This window comes from Robiginitalea aurantiaca (assembly GCF_030380815.1).
Lineage (GTDB): Bacteria > Bacteroidota > Bacteroidia > Flavobacteriales > Flavobacteriaceae > Robiginitalea > Robiginitalea aurantiaca.
The window spans coordinates 87,428-102,425 of record NZ_JAUDUY010000003.1; the positions used below are offsets into that span (position 1 = coordinate 87,428).

Here is a 14,998-nt window from a genome sequence, read left to right on the forward strand (position 1 = left end):
AAGGAGGCCTATCCTTGGATGGACAAAAAAAAACAGCCCCGAATCCGGGGCTGCCTGTATTAAAAAATGGCGTTTTAAACACCGCCTTTCAGGACGTCCTGCCATTTGGCCAGTTCATCCCATTCGCCGAGTTCGGCCAGTTTTGCCTGGGCCGGCCAGGTTCCGGTCATGCCCCTGTGGGTGGCAAAATTAGGACCAGCATCGTTAATTAACTTTTCAAGGAAGCTCACGGAAGTCTCGGATAATTGTCTGTAGCTGATAATACCCTTGTTGTTGAGCAGGCCTTCTATTTTAGGGCCGATTCCCTCCACTTTGGTCAAATCCTGTTTTACCGCTGCGGGAGCCGCTGCAGCGCCACCTCCGAAGAGTTGCTTGAGAAGCCAACCCAGCAGCAGGCCTAGAATAAAGGCTCCAAGAAGCCATAAAAACCAGGGCCAGAAGACATCAGACCCGTCACACGCCATTGTATTTATTTGAACTAAACTCATATTGATAGTTTTACAGTTTACGTAGAATAATTATTTAATGATTTGTACAGTTACCCGCCTGTTGCGTTGCTTGTTCTCAGGTGAATCGTTTGGAACTGCCGGGTCGGATTCTCCGGCGGATTGAATCTCAATCTTGGATTCATCAACGCCTAGGGAAATCAGATGGGCCTTGTACTCTTCAGCACGCTCTCTTCCAAGTTCCAGGTTATACGCTTCTTCTCCGTCGGAATCCGTATGGCCTACAAGCAGGATGCGGTCCCCGGTTTCTTTAAGGTATTCCGAAACTTCCTCTGAAAAGGCATAAACAGCCGGAGTCACGATTTCCTGGTCGGAATCGTATTTGTATAAAATTGCTGTCCGGTCATAGAGTTCAATGACGTCATCGTTTCGGGTGACCCATTTGTACTGAAGTTCGTGGAGCATGTTGGCCATAGTACTTTCACAGTCATCAACCGGACGGCGACCTACCACGATGTCATCTGGATCTAATTCTGTGAATAATGCTTTGACCTTTTCGGCCCGTGCTACACCAGCAGAGGGGTCTTCATTCCCAAAATAGGGAGCCACCAGTAAGAGTTTCTTTCCTGTAATCCTGGCATTGAGGATTTCCTTTTTCTTATCCGGCCACAGTTCATTTGTGATGACCTCGCCTGTTGAACAATCAAAGATCAGAGGGCCATACTGAACGACGACCTCCATCTCTTCTTCCGGGCAACAAACCACCGTGTCTTTGTACCAGCCCCAGGCCAGCCACGCGAGCAGCAGAAAGAGAAGAAAAAGTAATAATGCTAAAGCTTTTTTCATTCCTTATGATTTTTGTTAAAAAGTTCCAAAAGATATGTTAAAAAGCCTGAATTTCAAAGAAAGCGGCAACAGTGTTTTAAAAACGTATACACGGAGCGGAAATCTTTCCGCAAAACCAGGGGTTCTCGAGGCCTCAAAAGAGAAGTTCAATAATGTAACAAAAGTCACAATATACTGGTCAGACACGTGTTAATTTTGTACTTTGAAAATGACATTATGATAGGAAAAGGTTCTAAGCTTTACAGCATTCTTTTTATGAAATGCCCCAGATGTCATGAAGGACGCTTTCTTCAGAACCATCCGTATAACCTCAGCAGTATGAATAAGGTAAGGGACACCTGCCCGAGCTGTGGATTGAAATACAAGTTGGAGCCGAGCTTTTACTATGGATCCATGTATGTTTCCTATGGGGTAGGTGTGGCTATCGCGGTAGCTGCGTATGTTTTGATATACCTTTTGGGACTTGACCTGGGCATTGCCGGTATTTTTGGTGTAATTGTGGGCACCTTGATACTCCTGATGCCATTTATAGGGGCAGTTTCTAAATCAATATGGGCTAATTTCTTTTTTAACTACGACGAGGAATACGCCCAAAAAGCCAGAGAAAACACATGATACAGGAGTTGAAAGCCAGTTACGGCAAACTTTTTGAAGAGGCGCTGATCAATGAAATTGCTCAGGTTGGGACTTTTAAAGAAGTGCCGGCCGGCCATAAATTGATGGAAATCGGGGAGTACATCAAAGGGATGCCCTTGCTTATTTCAGGAGTGATTAAGGTGTTGAGGGAAGACCCTGACGGGGATGAACTTCTGCTGTATTACCTGGAGCAGGGAGACACTTGTTCCATGACCATGAGTTGTTGTATCGGACAGGCTAAAAGTGAGATTCGCGCCATTGCCGAGACCGATGCCAAACTTATCATGGTCCCGGTTCGCAAGATGGAGGAATGGACGGCCAAATATCGTTCCTGGAGGAATTTTGTTTTTGAGAGTTACAACAACCGCCTCAATGAAATGTTGCTGACTATCGATACCATAGCGTTTATGAATATGGATGAGCGACTGGTGAGTTATCTCAGGGAGAAGGCCCGCGTTAACCAGGATTCCATCATCCACAATACGCATCAGGAAATCGCCTATGATTTGCACAGTTCCCGTGTGGTTATTTCGCGTTTGCTCAAGAAACTGGAGCAAATGGGAAAACTCGAAATCCATCGGAATTATCTGAAAATTCTCGATCTATAAGGTTAGGGTTTTAACCCAAAGACCCTGCCGCCCTAAATTAATGTGATATGCTCAAACGATATTTTCCCATACTGGAATGGTTGCCGGGTTATCAGAAGCAGTGGCTTTCCGGGGATCTTTCCGCCGGACTGACGGTAGGGATTATGCTGATTCCCCAGGGCATGGCCTACGCCATGATTGCCGGGCTGCCGCCGGTCTTTGGTCTATATGCTGCCCTGGTGCCTCAGATCATCTATGCCCTAATGGGAACCTCGCGTCAGTTGGCCGTGGGACCCGTAGCCATGGACTCCCTGCTTGTAGCCTCAGGTCTGGGAGCGCTGGCCCTTTCAGGCATTGAAGAATATATCGCCATGGCCCTTTTCCTGGCCCTTTTTATGGGTGGGATTCAATTGCTTTTCGGGCTTCTGAAGATGGGGTTCATGGTCAACTTCTTGTCAAAACCGGTGATCAGCGGTTTTACTTCAGCCGCTGCCATAATCATCGGATTGAGCCAGTTAAAACATTTGTTGGGCACATCAATAGCCGGAAGCAGTCAGATTCATGTCCTTTTAAGCAATGCCCTTAAAACCGTTGGGGATACGAACCTGATCACCCTTGGGATCGGGATCGGGGCAATCGTGCTGATCAAAGGCTTAAAAAAGCTGAATCCAAAGATCCCCGGGGCACTTATTGCCGTCATCCTGGGGGTCATTCTGGTGTATTTTCTCGGGCTCTCATCCTCGGGTGTGCTCATCGTTGGCGATGTGCCTGACGGACTTCCCTCCCTGACTTTACCTGTGATGGATACCGGTAGAATTGCCCAACTGTTCCCAATCGCCTTAACCCTTGCCTTAATCGCCTTTATGGAAGCAATTTCAGTGGCCAAGGCCGTTGAAGAAAAAAGAGGGGAGCGTCATGTAAATGCAAATCAGGAACTGGTGGCTCTGGGGGCGTCAAACATCATTGGATCCCTTTTTCAATCCTATCCGACCACTGGCGGGTTTTCACGTACCGCAGTCAACGATCAGGCGGGAGCACATACAGGTCTGGCTTCCCTGATTAGCAGCGGTGTAGTTGGCTTAACCCTGCTTTTTCTGACCCCGGCATTTTACTATCTGCCCAATGCGGTTCTCGCCTCCATAATCATGGTTGCTGTATTTGGTCTGATAGACGTTAAGTATCCGGCACGACTCTGGAAAAACAGAAAGGATGAATTTGCACTCCTTTTGGTCACCTTCGTGCTGACCCTCGGGCTGGGAATCAAAGAGGGTATTCTCCTGGGGGTTTTACTTTCCTTGCTTTTGCTGGTTTACCGGATTTCCAAACCCCATATTGCCATTTTAGGGAGGATCCGTGACACCAATCATTTCAGGAACCTCGACCGATTTACGACAGATGCGGAGAACCCGGAGGACTTTTTGATCCTTCGTTTTGACGGCCAACTATTTTTCGGGAACAAAGACTATTTCCGCACACAATTACAGCGGCGAATGGCGAAGAAGGGCGACGCGCTCAAATTCATTATTCTCAATGCTGAAGCCGTTAACTATATCGACAGTACCGCAGTCTTTATGCTGCGTGCTCTGGTGGCGGACTTGAAAAAGGAGAACATTCGCTTTGCCGTGGCCGGGGCCATAGGCCCTACCCGGGATATCCTTCATACTAGTGGTTTGATTAAGGATATTGGAAAAGAAAACCTGTTCGCCAATACAAACGAGGCCTATACGCATCTGAAAATGTTGAGGGATCGTTCGGAAATTGAAGCCAGGATCGCTACACAGACGGCCAGCGGGGTAATGTAACTTAAGTGACTGAACGTATGGCAGTGTAGTCGTACTTTTATTTCAAGTAAAATCAAAAAAGTAAAGAAAGATGAAAGTTGAACAAATTTATACAGGATGTCTTGCTCACGCAGCCTATTACATCGAAAGCAAAGGAGAAGCAGCAGTTTTTGACCCGCTCAGGGAGGTTCAGCCTTATATCGACAGGGCCCAGATAGATAATGCGGAAATCAAATATGTTTTTGAGACGCATTTCCACGCTGACTTTGTCAGTGGACACCTCGATCTCCAGAAGAAGACCGGAGCAGCTATTGTTTTTGGCCCGAATGCCAAACCCGGATATGATGCCACCATAGCAGAGGATGGGCAGGTGTTTACTGTAGGGGATTACAAGGTCAAGGTAATCCATACCCCAGGGCATACGATGGAGAGTACCACATATTTGCTGATAGATGAAAATGACAAAATGCACGGGATTATTACAGGGGACACCTTATTTATTGGAGATGTAGGGCGTCCGGACCTCGCTCAGCACGTGGTTTCCGAACTAACTGAAGAGAAGCTTGCCAGCCACCTCTTTGATTCCCTGCGAAATAAAATCATGCCCTTGCCCGACCACCTTATCGTTTATCCCAATCACGGTGCGGGTTCCGCCTGTGGTAAGATGATGAGCAAGGAAACCACAGATACCCTTGGGAATCAGAAAAAGGTCAATTACGCCTTGAGGGCCGATATGACCCGTGAGGAGTTTATCAAAGAGCTGCTCACCGGATTAACCGCCCCTCCCGGATATTTCCCTCAGAACGTTCTGTTGAACATTCAGGGGTACGAGTCCCTGGACGAGATTATGGAAAGGGGTACCCAGCCTTTAAGCCCTGAAGCCTTTGAGGCCGCTGCAAACGAAACAGGCGCCCTGGTCCTCGATACCCGGGATGCCTCGGATTTTGCGAAAGGCTTTATTCCCAACAGCATCAATATTGGGTTGGAAGGTAACTTTGCCCAATGGGTAGGCGAAATGATCCCGGATGTAAAACAACCACTTCTTCTGGTCACCTATCCTGAAAAAGAAGAGGAGGCCGTTACCCGTCTATCCAGGGTAGGATACGATAATACCCTTGGCTTTTTGACCGGAGGCTTTGAAACCTGGGCAAAATCAGGAAAGGATTACGAAACAGCCGGAAGGGTTGAAGTTGGTGAGGTGGTAAAGCAATTTGAAAAAGATGCACTGCCACTGATCATCGATGTTCGCAAGAAAAGTGAATACGATTCAGAACACCTGATCGATGCGATTAATGTTCCATTGAATGAAATCAATCAGCACCTTGCACAATTCCCAAAGGAAAAACCTTTTTTGATCCACTGTGCCGGAGGCTATCGGAGTATGATTGCATCCTCAATCCTGAAACAAAGGGGATGGGATAACTTCTCAGATATAATCGGAGGCTTTGACGAGCTTAAGGAGACCTCCATGCCAAAATCGGAGTACGTATGTCCTTCTACCCTGTTGTAGGAGTTCACCTGTAACAGTTTGAGGCCCGCCTGATTTCAGGCGGGCTTTTTCTTGTGTAACCCTGGTTACTGTATGGACCGACGTTTATTCTTAAATTTGCCTAAGTTTTAATTTGGAAAATAGTACCATGATAATAGAACAGATTTATACAGGTTGCCTGGCACAGGGAGCATATTATATTGAGAGTAAGGGTGAGGCCGCCATCATTGACCCCTTGAGGGAAGTGGGCCCCTATATCAAAAGGGCACGGCAGGACCGGGCTGAAATCAAATATATTTTTGAAACCCACTTTCACGCCGATTTTGTCAGTGGACACCTGACCCTGTCGCGAAAAACGGGTGCGCCAATCGTTTTTGGCCCCCTGGCAAACCCAAGTTTTGAAGCAATAATTGCCGAAGACGGGCAGGAGTTCAAAATTGGAGACCTGACCCTGGTGGTGCTCCATACCCCGGGACACACCATGGAGAGTACTACGTATTTGCTCCGGGATGCAGAAGGAAAGGACCACGCTATTTTTAGCGGAGACACTTTGTTTTTAGGTGATGTTGGTCGTCCCGACCTGGCCCAAAAGGCCGCCGACATGACCCAGGAACAACTTGCCTCTACGCTCTTTGACAGTCTGAGATCCAAAATCATGCCCCTGGCTGACGATATTATCGTTTACCCGGCACACGGGGCGGGATCTGCATGTGGCAAAAACATGTCCAAGGAAACCGTAGACACGCTGGGGAATCAAAAAAAGACGAACTACGCCCTTCGTCCGGACATGACCCGGGAAGAGTTTGTGGCTGAGGTAACCGATGGCCTGTTACCTCCCCCGAATTATTTTCCCCTGAATGTAAAGATGAATAAAGAGGGGTATGAAGACATAGATCAGGTCCTGGAACGCGGAACTAAAGCCCTTTCTCCGGATGCTTTTGAAGTTGCAGCCAACGAAACAGGGGCTGTGGTACTTGATGTTCGCAGTGAGGATGATTTTGCAAAAGGACACATACCCCGTTCCATTTTTATTGGTCTTGACGGCAGTTTTGCCCCTTGGGTAGGCGCCCTGGTTGCGGATACGGCCCAACCGATTCTGCTTGTCGTTCCCGAAGGCCGGGAAGAAGAAGCGGTCACCCGACTTTCCAGAGTGGGATTCGATAATACCCTGGGATACCTCGAGGGTGGTTTTGAGGCATGGCGGAAAGCTTCCAAAGAATACGACACGGTGAGTCCGGTAGCTCCAAAGCAATTGAAAGTGCTTATGTCTGAAGATCCGCAAACCAAGGTCTTTGACGTAAGGAAAGAAAGTGAATACCTTTCTGAACATCTTTTAGAGGCCGAAAACACGCCTCTGGACTACCTGAATGACTTTTTGAGTGGTTTCCCAAAAGAGGAGGTCTTTTATCTTCACTGTGCCGGGGGTTACCGAAGCATGATTGCCGCTTCCATTCTTAAAAGTCGTGGAATTCACAATCTGGTGGATGTTTCCGGAGGTTTTAAAGCGATAAAGGAAGCCGGTCTTCCGGTATCGGATTACGTTTGCCCAAGTACGCTGTAACCGTTAAATCTTTTTTTACAGATTTTTCAGTTATGTAACCAAAGTTACTGTAGCGGGAAACCGAAATACCTAAATTAGTATTGTGGTTGAAAAAGCCATAAGAATAAAAGCTTAAGTCCTGATTTATTCAGGCAGGCAGTTAAAATTTAGATGGTTGAGTTGATTGTTTTTAGTGATAAAAGCGGCCTGATGTAGCGGGCCGCTTTTTTTTTGACTGACCTGAAAATTTCCGAAAATCCGAATCGATGAAATATCTTTTAATTCCTGTCTTTCTGCTGGCCGTACTGCTGGGCTGCAAAGACACCCAAAACCAAAAACAAGTACTGCCTTCCCACTCTGAAGCTTCAACAGGTGAAAAGGGAAATGAATTGAACTCGGCGGACTATCAGGAAAAAGGCATGGAATACGCCATGGCGGTTCAGGGGACACTGGGTAAAACACTCCAATCGGAAATTCAGAAATCCGGAATAAAGGAAGCTATTGTGTTCTGCAAGGTAGAGGCATTACCCATCACGGACAGCCTTTCGAAAAAATTCGGCGCATCTATAAGCAGGATCTCAGACAAGCCCAGGAACCCTGTTAATATGGCCGGGGCCGAAGAGATGAAATTAATTTCGAATTACAGAACTGAATTGAGTCAGGGACAGAGTCCTGAAGGCCTGGTGGTTCGTCAGGATGACCGTACGAATTTTTACTATCCCATCCTGACCAATAACCTATGTCTTAAATGCCATGGCGCCCCCGGGGATGATATTCGTCCAGACGTCCTTACGATCCTGGAGGAATACTATCCGCAGGATCAGGCAACGGGATATTCGTCCAATCAACTGCGGGGACTCTGGAAAGTGTCCTTCTCAGAAAATTAAACTTTTAAAGCACCGTAGCACATGAGAACAATTGGTTTAATCGGAGGTACTTCATGGCATTCCACTATGGCCTATTACAAGATGATCAATGAGGGTGTTGGGGCCAGGATCGGCACCCAGGGAAATCCTGAACTCATCCTTTACAGCATCAACATCGAGATCATGCGGGAGCAGAACCGCGAAAAAATCAACGCTAAATATCTGGAGGTTTCCCGAAGACTGATCGATGCCGGGGCAGAAGCTATCCTGATTTGCGCGAATACACCTCATATGGTTTACGATTTTGTACAGCCCCAAATCGAGGTGCCCATCCTGCACATTGCAGATGCCACTGGGCAGGAGGCCAAAAGGCTCGGGTTGAAGAAATTAGCGCTTCTCGGCAATCGGCCTACGATGACCGGGTCCTTTATCCCAAAGGTACTGGAAGAAAAATATGGCATCCAAACCCTGATCCCCGAATCGCATTGCCTCTCCCAGGCCCACACCTATGTTTCAGAAGAACTTACGCGCGGGAAGTTTACAGATCAGGCGCGAAGCTTTTTCACTACTCAGATTGAACTCCTAAAAGCACGGGGAGCCGATGGGGTCATTCTCGGGTGTACAGAGTTGCCTTTACTGCTAGAGGCCGGAGCGTTACCGCTGCCCGGTTTAGCCACCACTGACCTGCATGCACAAATGGCCATTGATTTTATCCTGGATTCCTGATCAGGAAGCAGCCTATCCGTTGCCCTTTTTAGGTTTTGTGAATCCGTAGAGATTCTGGTGTACAAAATCCTTTGGGAAATCTGCATCTCCAGGGAACCCCAGTTCAATGGTTCCACTGTCCTCCGGAACGTAATTCGTTTTGAAAATATAATCCCAGAGACTCAGGCTTATACCAAAGTTCACACCGAATGAGCCCTCCGGAAGGACGTATGCATGATGGTAGAGATGCATTACCGGGTTGTTGAAAACGTATTTCAACGGACCCCAGGTGAGTTTGATATTCGCATGGTTAAGATGTCCAATGGAAATGGCGATAAAGTGCACAATATAGGCCTGTTCCGGTTCAAAACCTCCAAGGATCATCACCCCGAAAACCTTTAGCGGTTTGTAGAGTACATTCTCCATCCAGTGATATCTCAGATGGGCCGCAAACCCCATTTCCTTAACGCTGTGATGCACCTTGTGGAAATTCCATAGCACCCGGTATTTGTGCAGCAGGATATGGGTGAACCACTGTACAAAATCCAGTACAATAAAGAATACCAGGAGTTGCAGCCACATAGGCCAGGCACTCATATCCACTATAGCCAGGCTCTTCGCGGTGATGCCAATATCTGAAAAAAGCACTTCCAGCATCTTGTATACCCCGCTGATGACGATGGCGAAAATGAAGAAATTAAAGAACATATAAAAGGCATCCAGCCAGAAGTCCTTCCGGAAAATGGACTGGTCCTTCCTCCAGGGGAATGCGATTTCAAGCATCCATACGATCAGGGAAATGGCTATAAGTCCCCAGAAGTAATTCGTATACCAGGGGACCTCGAATAAGATAGACTTCCAGGTCCATTGCAGTGTCCCCATAAAGGCGTTTCCAAATGCGTCAAAATATTTTTCCATAGCTACTGTAAAATTAATGTGGTACTGTCTTTTTCTATCGGGGCTCCTTCCGAAGCACTCCATTCCAACCAGGATCCATCATAGTTGTAGACCCGGGTATATCCTAATAGTTGCGTTAAAACAAAAAAAGTATGAGCCGAACGAACACCCGAATGGCAATATACCACGACAGGGGTGTCCTTGTCTTCCGGCAGGCCTTTGTAAACCTTAGTTAATTCTTCCAGGGTACGGAATTTCTTGGTTCCGTGAAAGTCCACAGCGTGCGCCCAGTCGATGTTGATGCTTCCGGGAATACGCCCTGCGGTTTTAGCCCCTTTTTTTATTCGCTTTCCTGAGTGTTCATCGGTAGTCCGGGCATCTATCAGGGTTCCGTGTTCCGCTACAAGAAGGGAATGCAAACTGTCCTTTTCAATTTTCAGGTGAGGCGCGTCCCTCAGGGGAAACCTGAATGATCCTTCAGGACGGGGTTCATAGGCAATGCTGACCTCCCCTTTTTCATTCTGCCAACTCTGTAATCCCCCGTTGAGCAACCGCACCTGGTTAAAGCCATAGGTTCTTAGAACCCACCACAGGCGTGCTGCATTCACATTGCCCTGATCGTCGTAGAGAATCAGGCTGTCTTTTGAAGAGATGCCGTGGGAGGACAGTAATTTTTCAATTTCAGATTTTGTGGCCATCATGCCCCGCACATGGTGCGTATGATCCTCAATATCACTGCGCCAAAGGGGGATTGCACCTTCGAGATGACCCTGATCGAAGGCCTCCCGTTCTCTGAAATCAATGATCCGGATGTCTTCATTATTCTGAATCGCCAAAAGTTCGTCCACCTCGATCAACGATTCCGGATGCGCATAATTAAGGGTTTTTACCCCGGCTTTTTCGGAATCCAGAGGCGTGACTTCCCTCCCCCGGCAGGCGGAGAGCATAATGAGCAGGATCAAAAGCTTATTCTTCCAGCGCATACCATTGAATATTCTCGAGGTTCTGACGGCGTCCTTTTTCACCAGGCGCGTAATAGGTAGCCAGATAGGCCACGATGATGTCTTCATTCTTACCCAGATCCCAAAGGTTCTGGGTTTCCTGCATCCATTTGATTGTGGAGCGCCATCCTTCGGCGTTCATCCGGTTTTGGGTGACCAGTTTCGCAGAATGGCAATTTGTACAGTTATTCACTACCGTCATAAGGCCTTCACCTTCAACAAATCCGGTTCGCAGGTGAATCCCGTTCTCAATTTTGTCGAAATCATCTTCTTCGGGAGGCGTAACCACGACGAGTGCTTCCGGTTCAGGGGAAAATGCGGAGAGGGTGGGGTCGATCATCAGGTATACCAGGAATCCCCCCACGACCATGAACATCGCGAAGATAATCCCCATCATCCTCGATATCGCACGTGCGCTTTGTTCAAATTTACTTGCCGGATTTTCCATCAGCTGATTTTTACGGCAATTCGGTGGCAGGCATTGTTGAGGTATCCTTTCGGATTCCATCCGGGCAGGACCATCGGCTGGGCATTGCCCTTGCTGTCAATTGCCCGGGCCCAAACCTCGTAATATCCTTTTTTCGGGAATTCTGCTACCCCTGAAAAATGTTGCCACGCCAAACGGTTGGCAGGCGCTTCAAGGGTACAGTCCTTCCAGGTACTTCCAAAATCTATGGAGTATTGCATTTTTGTGACTTCGAGTTCCCCTGCCCAGGCATGTCCCCTGAAAGACAGTGATTTCCCGAGGGGAAGTGTCGCTCCGGTCTTCGGATAGGTAATAAGCGATTTTACAGGCATGGACTCGATGATGCAGAGGTCTTCATCCGCTACTTTTGTGCCGGGAGCCACGGGATTGCAAGGGACCCGGTAGGAATCCCCGGTCATTTTGGGCCCGTCATGTACCTGGTTGCGCACACTGATGCCCGTGAGCCATTTGCCCGAGGTTGACGCAGGCCAGCCACCGGCAACAAGCCGAAGCGGATGTCCGTGGGCCAGTGGGATGTCTGCTCCGTTCATTTGAAAAGCGAGGAGGGTCTCATCCTGCATCGCTTTGGCCATCGGGAAACCCCTGGAGATGGGTTCTTTCTTTGGGTCTCCGCTAAGGTGGGTGTCTGCAGCGTGAAACCCGATATAAACCGCATCCGATTTGACGCCTACATCTTCCAGGACATCCCTAAGGCGCACTCCTGTCCATTCGGCACTATGAACGGCTCCAACGCTCCATTGATTTCCTTTGGCAGGCGGGTTGAATTCGCTTCTTCCATTGCCTCCGCACTCAATGGTCAATTGATAGGTATGTACAGAAAAACGGGATTTAAGCTCAGAAAGGCTGTAGCTTTTGTTGCCCTGAACGGATTCACCGTCAAAGCTAAGCGTCCAGGTGCCGGGGTCAATTTCCTGTGGAATGATCCCATTGTTACGAATAAACATATACCTGTTCGGAGTGATCGGATCGTCCAGCAAATGGGCCAGAGATTCAATATTCCATGGTTTGTCATTGAGGACTTTCATCTCCTGATCCTTATCGAACATCTTGAAGGGATCCGGATCCTGAAGGCCCAATGGGATATATCCTTTTGGCAGCACACCGCCAAAAACAATTTCGGTACCGAGTAACGCAGCCATGGCGCTTAGACCGGAATTCTGAACAAATTTTCTTCGGTTCATGTGAATGCGAATTGAGAATAATTCATAAACTTAAGGGATTTTGGCAGAATGATCTGTAACCTTGGTTACAATGCCGGGGGGTCGGCTTTATTTTTTGCTTTAAATCCCAAATGGCCGGATTCCAGCCCAAAAGCGCCGGCAGCCACAAATACGCAGTTTTATTCCACTTAGTGTAACCTTTGTTACAATGAAAAGGAGTAGAAATATTTACCTTTAAAGTTCTTTAAACAACCTGTACTACTATGGAATCACATTTCGAAATTCTTGTAATCGGCGGAGGAACAGGGGGCATTATGACTGCCGCCAAATTGTTGCAGGAGGACAAATCCCTTAAAGTCGGAATCATTGAACCGGCAGAAACTCATTATTACCAGCCAGCCTGGACCCTTGTAGGTGCCGGAACTTTTGATTACAAAAAGACCGCCCGCCCGATGCGCTCTGTCATACCCAAAAGAGCTACCTGGATTCAGGATAGTGCAACGGGATTTAAGCCCGAGGCCAATACAGTAATGACTAAATCCAGTGGTGACCTGACCTACGATTACCTCGTTGTTGCCCCGGGATTGGTTTATGACTGGAGCCTTGTTCCCGGCCTTGGCGATGCCATGGACAAGGACGTGGTTTGCAGTAATTACACAGACCCGGAACACACCTGGGAAGTGCTTAAAAACTTCAAAGGGGGGACTGCGCTTTTTACCCAGCCGGCCACTCCTATAAAATGCGGGGGAGCTCCTCAGAAAATCATGTACCTTGCTGAAAGCTACTACAGGAAAGCCGGGGTCCGGGATAAAACCGATGTGGTTTTTGCGACTCCCGGAACTACGATTTTCGGGGTTCCGGAGGTTAAGAAAACACTTCTGGAAATCGTTGATCGCAAGGATATCAACCTCAGATTTGGCTATAAACTGGTAAAGGTAGACGGCCCGAACCGGATAGCCTGGTATTCTTTTATGGACCATGAGCGGGAATACAACCACAAGGATATCCGGATCGAAAAAGACGGGGACCTGACCGGCATCCACTTTGATATGATGCATACAGCCCCTCCTTCCACAGCCCCGAAATTCATTCAGGATTCACCTCTGGCCAATGAAGGAAAATGGTTGAACATCGATAAACACACCATGCAGAGCCCTGACTACCCCAACGTTTTTGGGCTTGGGGATGTTGCCGGGATCCCGGCGGCCAAAACGGGCGCTGCGATCCGCAAACAGGTTCCGGTTATCGTTGAGAATATCCAGCTCCTAAAGTCCAGGAATATCCTGGGTACGACTACCTATAATGGGTATTCCTCATGTCCTATCGTTACGGATTATGGGAAAATGGTGCTTGCGGAATTTGATTACGACAACAATTTTACTCCGGATCCCAAGCTGAAACTGATGGGAATAACGGACTCGTACCGGGAGCACTGGAGGTTGTGGATGCTGAAGAAGTACGGCCTTCCCTATCTCTATTGGAACAAAATGCTCAAGGGTCAGGATGTGTAACCTGGGTTACCCGGATATCCAAATGAAAGCATTTGCTTTGCAAATCGATTTAGCTTTTTAAAAATACAGATATGAATTTGATTATGGAACCCTGGCCCTGGTATGTTTCCGGGGCGGCAATTGCGCTGGTTATGCTTTTGCTTTTGCTGGTTGGAAAGAATTTTGGGATGTCATCCAACCTTAGGACTTTTTGTACGCTTTGCGGAGCGGGGAAGAGCTCGGAGTTTTTCCAGTTCGACTGGAAGTCCCAGAAATGGAACCTGATTGTGGTTTTAGGAGCCATCATCGGGGGGTACATTGGTGCGAATCACCTGAGTACCGATGTGGCGGTAGACATCAATCCGAAAACCGTTGCTGAATTGCAGACACTGGGCTTTAACAGCGCAGGCAAAGAGTACCTCCCGGATGAACTTTTCGATTCCGGTATCTGGACAAACCCGAAAACAATATTGCTGCTCGCCCTGGGCGGGTTTATGGTCGGTTTTGGAGCCAGATACGCCGGCGGATGTACCTCCGGCCACGCCATTTCGGGCCTGAGCAATCTGCAATGGCCATCGCTGCTTGCGGTAATCGGATTTTTTGCCGGAGGAATGGTCATGATTTATTTCTTATACCCCTTAATTTTTGGATGATGCGAAGTCTGAGTTATCTACTTATTGGAATCTTTTTTGGTATTACAATGTTTAAATCTGAAGCCGCGAGCTGGTTTCGGATCTACGAGATGTTCAAGTTCGATGCTTTCCACATGTATGGTATTATCGGGACTGCAGTTGTGCTTGGAGTGATCATTGTACAGATTATAAAACGCTTTGGTGTCAAGTCCTTTTACGGGGAGCCCATTGAATTTGAACCCAAGGAAAAAAGCGTTCCGCGCTATATAATTGGTGGGTTTATATTTGGTTTGGGTTGGGCCCTGGCAGGTGCCTGCCCAGGACCGATGTTCACCCTTGTCGGGGCCGGGTACATGCCTATTCTGATCGTTATCGCAGGGGCGGTAGCCGGGACGTGGTTGTACGGGGTAGTGCGGGATAAACTCCCCCATTAAC

At 47.9% G+C, this 14,998-nt stretch carries 16 protein-coding genes; 10 read left to right on the top strand and 6 right to left on the bottom strand.

What is annotated here, in order from left to right; all coding sequences use genetic code 11:
- Window positions 1-74 precede the first annotated feature (74 nt).
- Together QU605_RS06795 and QU605_RS06800 are read right to left on the bottom strand one after the other, a co-directional pair.
- Complete coding sequence (locus QU605_RS06795) at window positions 75-488, bottom strand: helix-hairpin-helix domain-containing protein (RefSeq protein ID WP_289724532.1); 414 nt, start codon at window positions 486-488, stop codon at window positions 75-77.
- Between the two features lie 30 nt (window positions 489-518).
- Window positions 519-1,292, bottom strand: a complete 774-nt coding sequence (locus QU605_RS06800; protein ID WP_289724533.1) for an OmpA family protein — start codon at window positions 1,290-1,292, stop codon at window positions 519-521.
- Between the two features lie 318 nt (window positions 1,293-1,610).
- Between QU605_RS06800 and QU605_RS06805 the strand changes: the two genes are divergently transcribed.
- The 7 genes from QU605_RS06805 (at window position 1,611) to QU605_RS06835 (ending at window position 8,917) form a co-directional block, all read left to right on the top strand.
- A complete protein-coding gene (locus QU605_RS06805; RefSeq protein WP_353655880.1) occupies window positions 1,611-1,907 on the top strand; it encodes a DUF983 domain-containing protein in 297 nt (98 codons plus the stop codon).
- Entirely contained in the window at window positions 1,904-2,536 is a 633-nt protein-coding gene (locus QU605_RS06810) for a Crp/Fnr family transcriptional regulator (protein WP_289724535.1), read from the top strand. The genes QU605_RS06805 and QU605_RS06810 overlap by 4 nt, the downstream gene beginning before the upstream one ends.
- Window positions 2,537-2,583: 47 nt before the next feature.
- Window positions 2,584-4,317, top strand: a complete 1,734-nt coding sequence (locus QU605_RS06815) for a SulP family inorganic anion transporter (protein ID WP_289724536.1) — start codon at window positions 2,584-2,586, stop codon at window positions 4,315-4,317.
- Window positions 4,318-4,387: 70 nt separating this feature from the next.
- Complete coding sequence (locus QU605_RS06820) at window positions 4,388-5,806, top strand: MBL fold metallo-hydrolase (RefSeq protein ID WP_289724537.1); 1,419 nt, start codon at window positions 4,388-4,390, stop codon at window positions 5,804-5,806.
- Between the two features lie 127 nt (window positions 5,807-5,933).
- Window positions 5,934-7,346 carry an MBL fold metallo-hydrolase gene (locus QU605_RS06825; protein ID WP_289724538.1) on the top strand — a complete coding sequence of 471 codons (1,413 nt, stop codon included), beginning with the start codon at window positions 5,934-5,936 and terminating at the stop codon, window positions 7,344-7,346.
- Window positions 7,347-7,591: 245 nt separating this feature from the next.
- Window positions 7,592-8,212, top strand: a complete 621-nt coding sequence (locus QU605_RS06830) for a Tll0287-like domain-containing protein (protein ID WP_289724539.1) — start codon at window positions 7,592-7,594, stop codon at window positions 8,210-8,212.
- 21 nt (window positions 8,213-8,233) lie between these two features.
- On the top strand, window positions 8,234-8,917 hold the full coding sequence (locus QU605_RS06835; RefSeq protein ID WP_289724540.1) for an aspartate/glutamate racemase family protein: 684 nt from the start codon (window positions 8,234-8,236) through the stop codon (window positions 8,915-8,917).
- A 12-nt stretch (window positions 8,918-8,929) separates the two neighbouring features.
- Here QU605_RS06835 and QU605_RS06840 read toward each other — a convergent pair whose 3' ends face one another.
- The 4 genes from QU605_RS06840 to QU605_RS06855 are packed head-to-tail and all read right to left on the bottom strand — an operon-like array spanning window position 8,930 to window position 12,462.
- Complete coding sequence (locus QU605_RS06840; RefSeq protein WP_289724541.1) at window positions 8,930-9,814, bottom strand: sterol desaturase family protein; 885 nt, start codon at window positions 9,812-9,814, stop codon at window positions 8,930-8,932.
- 2 nt (window positions 9,815-9,816) lie between these two features.
- Window positions 9,817-10,776: a sulfurtransferase gene (locus QU605_RS06845; RefSeq protein ID WP_289724542.1), complete on the bottom strand. Its 960-nt coding sequence runs from the start codon at window positions 10,774-10,776 to the stop codon at window positions 9,817-9,819.
- Complete coding sequence (locus tag QU605_RS06850) at window positions 10,760-11,242, bottom strand: monoheme cytochrome C (RefSeq protein WP_289724543.1); 483 nt, start codon at window positions 11,240-11,242, stop codon at window positions 10,760-10,762. Before QU605_RS06850 ends, QU605_RS06845 begins: the two co-directional genes overlap by 17 nt.
- The gene (locus QU605_RS06855; protein ID WP_289724544.1) at window positions 11,242-12,462 is read right to left on the bottom strand and encodes a sulfite oxidase; all 1,221 of its coding nucleotides are present in this window, start codon (window positions 12,460-12,462) and stop codon (window positions 11,242-11,244) included. The genes QU605_RS06850 and QU605_RS06855 overlap by 1 nt, the downstream gene beginning before the upstream one ends.
- Before the next feature lie 242 nt (window positions 12,463-12,704).
- Between QU605_RS06855 and QU605_RS06860 the strand changes: the two genes are divergently transcribed.
- From QU605_RS06860 to QU605_RS06870, 3 genes are all read left to right on the top strand, one after another.
- Window positions 12,705-13,952 (top strand): NAD(P)/FAD-dependent oxidoreductase, encoded by a 1,248-nt coding sequence (locus QU605_RS06860; protein ID WP_289724545.1) that lies wholly within the window; start codon window positions 12,705-12,707, stop codon window positions 13,950-13,952.
- 71 nt (window positions 13,953-14,023) lie between these two features.
- On the top strand, window positions 14,024-14,584 hold the full coding sequence (locus QU605_RS06865; protein WP_289724546.1) for a YeeE/YedE thiosulfate transporter family protein: 561 nt from the start codon (window positions 14,024-14,026) through the stop codon (window positions 14,582-14,584).
- On the top strand, window positions 14,584-14,997 hold the full coding sequence (locus tag QU605_RS06870; protein WP_289724957.1) for a YeeE/YedE family protein: 414 nt from the start codon (window positions 14,584-14,586) through the stop codon (window positions 14,995-14,997). Before QU605_RS06865 ends, QU605_RS06870 begins: the two co-directional genes overlap by 1 nt.
- The last annotated feature ends 1 nt before the right edge of the window (window position 14,998 follow it).

What these genes read in the sequence shown, in the direction of transcription:
- QU605_RS06795 (WP_289724532.1), bottom strand. Translation starts at nt 488, where the DNA reads ATGAGTTTAGTTCAAATAAATACAATGGCGTGTGACGGGTCTGATGTC.
- QU605_RS06800 (WP_289724533.1), bottom strand. Translation starts at nt 1,292, where the DNA reads ATGAAAAAAGCTTTAGCATTATTACTTTTTCTTCTCTTTCTGCTGCTC.
- QU605_RS06805 (WP_353655880.1), top strand. Translation starts at nt 1,611, where the DNA reads ATGAATAAGGTAAGGGACACCTGCCCGAGCTGTGGATTGAAATACAAG.
- QU605_RS06810 (WP_289724535.1), top strand. Translation starts at nt 1,904, where the DNA reads ATGATACAGGAGTTGAAAGCCAGTTACGGCAAACTTTTTGAAGAGGCG.
- QU605_RS06815 (WP_289724536.1), top strand. Translation starts at nt 2,584, where the DNA reads ATGCTCAAACGATATTTTCCCATACTGGAATGGTTGCCGGGTTATCAG.
- QU605_RS06820 (WP_289724537.1), top strand. Translation starts at nt 4,388, where the DNA reads ATGAAAGTTGAACAAATTTATACAGGATGTCTTGCTCACGCAGCCTAT.
- QU605_RS06825 (WP_289724538.1), top strand. Translation starts at nt 5,934, where the DNA reads ATGATAATAGAACAGATTTATACAGGTTGCCTGGCACAGGGAGCATAT.
- QU605_RS06830 (WP_289724539.1), top strand. Translation starts at nt 7,592, where the DNA reads ATGAAATATCTTTTAATTCCTGTCTTTCTGCTGGCCGTACTGCTGGGC.
- QU605_RS06835 (WP_289724540.1), top strand. Translation starts at nt 8,234, where the DNA reads ATGAGAACAATTGGTTTAATCGGAGGTACTTCATGGCATTCCACTATG.
- QU605_RS06840 (WP_289724541.1), bottom strand. Translation starts at nt 9,814, where the DNA reads ATGGAAAAATATTTTGACGCATTTGGAAACGCCTTTATGGGGACACTG.
- QU605_RS06845 (WP_289724542.1), bottom strand. Translation starts at nt 10,776, where the DNA reads ATGCGCTGGAAGAATAAGCTTTTGATCCTGCTCATTATGCTCTCCGCC.
- QU605_RS06850 (WP_289724543.1), bottom strand. Translation starts at nt 11,242, where the DNA reads ATGGAAAATCCGGCAAGTAAATTTGAACAAAGCGCACGTGCGATATCG.
- QU605_RS06855 (WP_289724544.1), bottom strand. Translation starts at nt 12,462, where the DNA reads ATGAACCGAAGAAAATTTGTTCAGAATTCCGGTCTAAGCGCCATGGCT.
- QU605_RS06860 (WP_289724545.1), top strand. Translation starts at nt 12,705, where the DNA reads ATGGAATCACATTTCGAAATTCTTGTAATCGGCGGAGGAACAGGGGGC.
- QU605_RS06865 (WP_289724546.1), top strand. Translation starts at nt 14,024, where the DNA reads ATGAATTTGATTATGGAACCCTGGCCCTGGTATGTTTCCGGGGCGGCA.
- QU605_RS06870 (WP_289724957.1), top strand. Translation starts at nt 14,584, where the DNA reads ATGCGAAGTCTGAGTTATCTACTTATTGGAATCTTTTTTGGTATTACA.